The following is a 5072-nucleotide window of genomic DNA, read 5'->3' as shown; positions in this document are numbered from 1 at the left end:
CGAGGATCTTGTGCTGGCCGAAGGATTTCGACAGATCGCGAAACTCGACATCGGTCATTGTCACGCTCCCAGAATGTCGTCGATGAAGGGCAGGCAGCCGGCGGTCAGTCCCGCGTCCACGGGCATCACCACGCCTGTTATTCCCGATGCGCGATCGGACGCAAGGAAGGCGACGGCTTCCGCCACTTCCGCGGCGTTGACGATGCGGCCGAGCGGATAGAGCCGCTGCAATTTGCCGAGGATTTCGGGATCCTTGGCAAGGCGGTGGTCCCAGGCGGCGGTGCGGATCGATCCGGGGCAAACGACATTGGCGCGCAGGCCGCTGCGGCCGAGCTCGACGGCGATCGCCTTGGCATAGGCGTTGATGCCGGCCTTGGCGGCGGCATAGGCCGGATTGCCGAAATGCGCGATGGCGTTGACCGAGGAGATGAAGACGACGCTGCCCGAGCCGCGGCCAGCCATCGCCTTGACCAGCGGGTCGGCGAAATTCATCACGCCAGTCAGGTTGAGATCGAGTTCCTGCTCTATTCTGTCGGGATCGAGCGCCGAAATCGTCTCGGCACGCGTCCAGCCGGCATTGTTGATGAGAATGTCGGGCACACCATCCCGGTCGAGGATCGCGCCGATCGCCGTCGCTATCGATGCCTTGTCGAGAAGATCGAAGACATGGCGGGAGGCAAGGTGCGGACTGTTCAGCGCCTCGCTTGACTGATCGCAACCGACGACCCTGGCGCCTCTTTGCGCTATCAGCGCCACGATGGCCGTGCCGAGCCCGCCGCCGGCACCCGTCACCACGACGGTCTTGCCCTCGAACTCGGCCCTGCCTTCGAACTCGGCCCTGCCCTCGAACTCGGATTGCGAAACCACCGTGCGTCATCCTCCGGGAGTTCTGACAGATCGCATAAGGCCTAGGCCTGTAAATGTAATTAAGCAACACAATAATCCGCTTGTAAGCCTTCAAATCATCGATAATGTAGGAAAGTCACATAAATCTTCTGCTCCGGCACGGAGAGGCGCGCAGGCGCAACACCAATGGGAGAGATCAAATGAGCCTTGCAAAATGGACTGTCGGCCTGATGGCCGGAATGAGCATGCTGGCAATTGCGGCGCAGGCGGATGCGGGCGAGGTGCGCGTCACCGTGGCCGAGTACAGCGCCAAGACTGCTCCCTATTTCGCCGACGTCAAGAAGGAATTCGAGGCGGCGAACCCCGGCATCAGCGTCAAGTTCGAAGTGGTGCCGTGGGATGTGCTGCTGCAGAAGCTGACCACCGACATCACCGCCGGCACCAATGCCGATCTGTCGATCATCGGCACGCGCTGGCTGATCGACTTCGTCCAGCAGGATGTCGCCGAGCCGCTCGACGGCTACATCAAGCCCGACTTCAAGGATCGCTTCATCGACACCTTCCTGTCGCCCTCGATCATGGACGGCAAGACCTACGGCCTGCCGATCGCGGCCTCGGCGCGCGCCATGTACTACAACAAGGAGCTGTTCGAGAAAGCCGGCATCGCCAAGCCACCGGCAACCTGGACCGAGCTGCAGGAAGATGCGCGCAAGATCAAGGCGCTGGGGTCGGGCACGTTCGGCTTCGGCCTGCAGGGCAAGGAGATCGAGACCGACGTCTATTACTATTATGCGATGTGGTCGCAGGGCACCGAGATCCTCAACAAGGACGGCACTTCGGGCCTGAGCACGCCAGGTGCGCTTGAGGCCGCCAAGCTCTACAAGTCGATGATCGACGAAGGCCTGACCGAACCCGGCGTCACCTCCAACAACCGCGAAGACGTGCAGAACCTGTTCAAGCAGGGCAAGGTCGGCATGATGATCACCGCACCCTTCCTGTCCAACCAGATCAAGGACGAGGCGCCGAACCTGAAATACGGCGTTGCAGCCATCCCCGCCGGCCCGACCGGCGCGCGCGGCACCTATGGCGTGACCGATTCCATCATCATGTTCAAGAACTCCAAGAACAAGGACGAAGCCTGGAAGCTGCTCGATTTCCTGTTCACCACGGAACAGCGCGCCAAGTTCACGCAAGGCGAAGGCTTCCTGCCGGTGAACAAGGAAGAGGCCAAGATGGACTACTACGTCAACAATGCCGATCTGGCGGCGTTCACCGCGCTGCTGCCCGACGCCCGCTTCGCGCCGGTCATTCCGGGCTGGGAAGAAGTCGCCCAGATCACGTCGGACGCCATGCAGAAGATCTATCTCGGCGGCGACCCTGAGGCGGGCTTGAAGGACGCGGCCGCCAAGGCCAACACCGTGCTGAAGAAATAGAGGCCGTGCTGAAGAAATAGGGCGTATCTCCCTGCGCCCGTGGCGCGCCCCAGACTCAGGCGGGGCGCGCCACACCTAGGTTCCCGGCCCGGTGCGGCGGATCCGAAATTCGCATAAGCAGAACCTTCTGATCCAGCACGCCGAGGTTGCAGGCCAGCAGATGCAAAATCGTTTCTTGCCCTATCTCCTGACCTTGCCCAGCCTGTTTCTGGCGGCGGTGGTCATCTTCTGGCCGGTCTGGGACCTGATCCAGATCTCGACGCATGAGGTCAGCCGCTTCGGCCAGCTTCGCGACTTCAACGACTTCGCCAATTTCGCGGCACTCGCTGCCGATCCCGATTTCACGGCCGCGCTCTGGCGCACCGGCCAATGGACGGTGATGGTGGTCGGCGGTGCGCTTCTCTTGTCGATCCCGGTGGCGATGATCCTCAACACCGATTTCTATGGCCGCGGCATCGCCCGCGTCATCATCATGCTGCCCTGGGCGGTGTCGCTGACCATGACCGCGGTGGTCTGGCGCTGGGCGCTGAGCGGCGAAAGCGGCATGCTCAATTCGGCGCTGATCGGCCTCGGGCTCATCGATCACAACATCCAATGGCTGGCGAGCGCCGAGACCGCTTTCCCGATGCAGGTGCTGATCGGTATCCTGGTGACGGTGCCGTTCACGACGACGATCTTTCTCGGCGGGCTGTCGTCGATTCCGGACGATCTCTACGAGGCGGCGGCGCTCGAAGGGGCGACGCCGCTGCAGCAGTTCCGCGAAATCACCTTTCCGCTCCTGAAACCGTTCATCAACATCGCCATCGTGCTCAACACCATCTACGTCTTCAATTCCTTCCCGATCATCTGGGTGATGACGCAGGGCGGCCCGGCCAACTCGACCGATATCCTGGTCACCCATCTCTACAAGCTGGCCTTCCGCATCGGCAAGCTGGGCGAAGCATCGGCGGTGTCGCTGGTGATGTTCGCCATATTGCTGGTCTTCACCATGATCTATGTGCGGCTGGCGATGCGGGAGCAACGCACATGACGAGCAAGCTGAAACGCTCCATCATCGCCTGGCTGCTGCTGGCGCCGCTGATCGTGGTGACGCTCTTTCCCTTCGCGGTGATGTTCCTGACCGCGGTCAAGCCGAGGCAGGAAGTGCTGTCGCCGACCTGGTGGCCGAGCGAATTCCGCTGGTCGAATTTTTCCGACATGTGGGTGGCGACCGGCTTTGGCCAGGCGCTGCTCAATTCGCTCTACGTGTCTGTGATCGCCACGGTTGGCGCCATCCTGATCTCGGTTCCGGCGGCCTATGCGATGTCGCGCTTCCGCTTTGCCGGCTACGGCGCCTTGCGCCAGTTCCTGCTGATTTCGCAGATGATCTCGCCGATCGTGCTGGTGCTTGGCCTGTTCCGGCTGATGGCGGCCTGGGGCTTGGTCGAGAGCACGACGGCGCTCGGCTTCATCTACATGGCCTTCAACGTCGCCTTCACGGTGTGGATGCTGCAGAGCTATTTCGACACCATTCCGCGCGATCTCGAGGAAGCCGCCTGGATGGAGGGCGCCGGCCGCTGGCTGACCTTGCGCAAGGTGTTCCTGCCGCTCTGCCTGCCGGCGATCGCGGTGACCGCGATCTTCACCTTCATCAATGCCTGGAACGAATTCGTCGTGGCGCTCACCATGCTGCGCAGCCAGGAAAGCTATACGCTGCCGATCCAGGTGTTTTCGCTGGTCGCCGGCCGCTACACCATCGAATGGCACCACGTCATGGCCGCGACGTTGCTGGCGACCTTGCCGGTGGCCATCCTGTTCATCTGGCTGCAGCGCTACCTCGTTCGCGGGCTGGCGCTCGGGGCGGTCAAATAACGCCTATTCACGGACGGAGCTTTCATGCGCATTTTCACCGCCTCGCTGGCGACGGAAACCAACACCTTCTCGCCGGTGCCGACCGATAGGGCCTCGTTCGAGATGGCCTTCTATGCCGGGCCCGGCAAACATCCGGACACGCCGACGCTGTGCTCCTCGCCGATGGTGGCGCTGCGCCGGCGGGCAGCGGCCGAAGGCCTCGATGTCATCGAGGGCACCGCCACCTGGGCGGAGCCGGGCGGCCTGGTGCAACGGCAGACCTATGAGGCGCTGCGCGACGAGATCCTTGGCCAGCTCAAGGCAGCGCTGCCGGTCGATGCCGTCATCCTCGGCCTGCATGGCGCCATGGTGGCGCAAGGCTATGACGACTGCGAAGGCGACTTGCTCGAACGGGTTCGCGCAATGGTCGGGCCGCAGGTGGTGATCGCCGTGGAACTCGATCCGCACAGCCATCTGACACCGAAGCGCGTGGCGGCCTCCGACATCCTCGCCTACTTCCTCGAATTTCCGCACACCGATTTCTACGAGCGCGGCGAACACGTCGTCGAGCTTGGCCTTGCGGCGGCGAGGGGCGAGATCAAGCCGGTCATCTCGACCTTCGATTGCCGCATGATCCAGGTGCTGCCGACCAGCCGCGAGCCGATGCGCTCCTTCGTCGACCGCATCAAGGCGCTGCACGGCAAGGACGGCGTGCTGTCGGTCTCCGTCATCCATGGCTTCATGGCGGCCGACGTGGCCGAAATGGGCACACGCATCCTGGTCGTCACCGACGATGACAAGGCCAAGGGTGACGCGCTGGCGGAAAGGCTCGGGCGGGAACTCTACGCGCTGCGCGAAAAGACGGCGATGACGATGCTGAGCGCCACCGACGGCATCGACCGGGCGCTGGCCGTGCGCGCCGAGAATCCGGGCAAGCCGGTGGTCATCGCCGATATCTGGGAC

At 62.9% G+C, this 5072-nt stretch carries 5 protein-coding genes; 4 read left to right on the top strand and 1 reads right to left on the bottom strand.

The window, feature by feature from the left end; genetic code table 11:
* Positions 1 to 60 precede the first annotated feature (60 nt).
* Entirely contained in the window at positions 61 to 867 is an 807-nt protein-coding gene (locus EN893_RS18495; protein ID WP_127276572.1) for an SDR family oxidoreductase, read from the bottom strand.
* A gap of 179 nt (positions 868 to 1046) precedes the next feature.
* Between EN893_RS18495 and EN893_RS18490 the strand changes: the two genes are divergently transcribed.
* The 4 genes from EN893_RS18490 to EN893_RS18475 form a co-directional block, all read left to right on the top strand.
* Positions 1047 to 2279, top strand: a complete 1233-nt coding sequence (locus tag EN893_RS18490) for a sugar ABC transporter substrate-binding protein (RefSeq protein WP_127268520.1) — start codon at positions 1047 to 1049, stop codon at positions 2277 to 2279.
* Between the two features lie 160 nt (positions 2280 to 2439).
* The gene (locus tag EN893_RS18485) at positions 2440 to 3309 is read left to right on the top strand and encodes a sugar ABC transporter permease (protein WP_023811708.1); all 870 of its coding nucleotides are present in this window, start codon (positions 2440 to 2442) and stop codon (positions 3307 to 3309) included.
* On the top strand, positions 3306 to 4130 hold the full coding sequence (locus tag EN893_RS18480) for a carbohydrate ABC transporter permease (protein WP_013528984.1): 825 nt from the start codon (positions 3306 to 3308) through the stop codon (positions 4128 to 4130). The genes EN893_RS18485 and EN893_RS18480 overlap by 4 nt, the downstream gene beginning before the upstream one ends.
* A gap of 24 nt (positions 4131 to 4154) precedes the next feature.
* The coding region (locus EN893_RS18475; RefSeq protein WP_164900948.1) for a M81 family metallopeptidase at positions 4155 to 5072 on the top strand (918 nt) is incomplete at its 3' end.

It is taken from the genome of Mesorhizobium sp. M7A.F.Ca.CA.004.04.2.1, assembly GCF_004022825.1.
Classification (GTDB): domain Bacteria; phylum Pseudomonadota; class Alphaproteobacteria; order Rhizobiales; family Rhizobiaceae; genus Mesorhizobium.
Note: the sequence above shows the minus strand (reverse complement) of the source record. Positions and strands in the feature narration are given on the sequence as shown.

Excerpts from the sequence above, each read along its gene's own strand:
- EN893_RS18490 (WP_127268520.1), top strand. The coding sequence starts at position 1,047 with ATGAGCCTTGCAAAATGGACTGTCGGCCTGATGGCCGGAATGAGCATG.
- EN893_RS18485 (WP_023811708.1), top strand. The coding sequence starts at position 2,440 with ATGCAAAATCGTTTCTTGCCCTATCTCCTGACCTTGCCCAGCCTGTTT.
- EN893_RS18480 (WP_013528984.1), top strand. The coding sequence starts at position 3,306 with ATGACGAGCAAGCTGAAACGCTCCATCATCGCCTGGCTGCTGCTGGCG.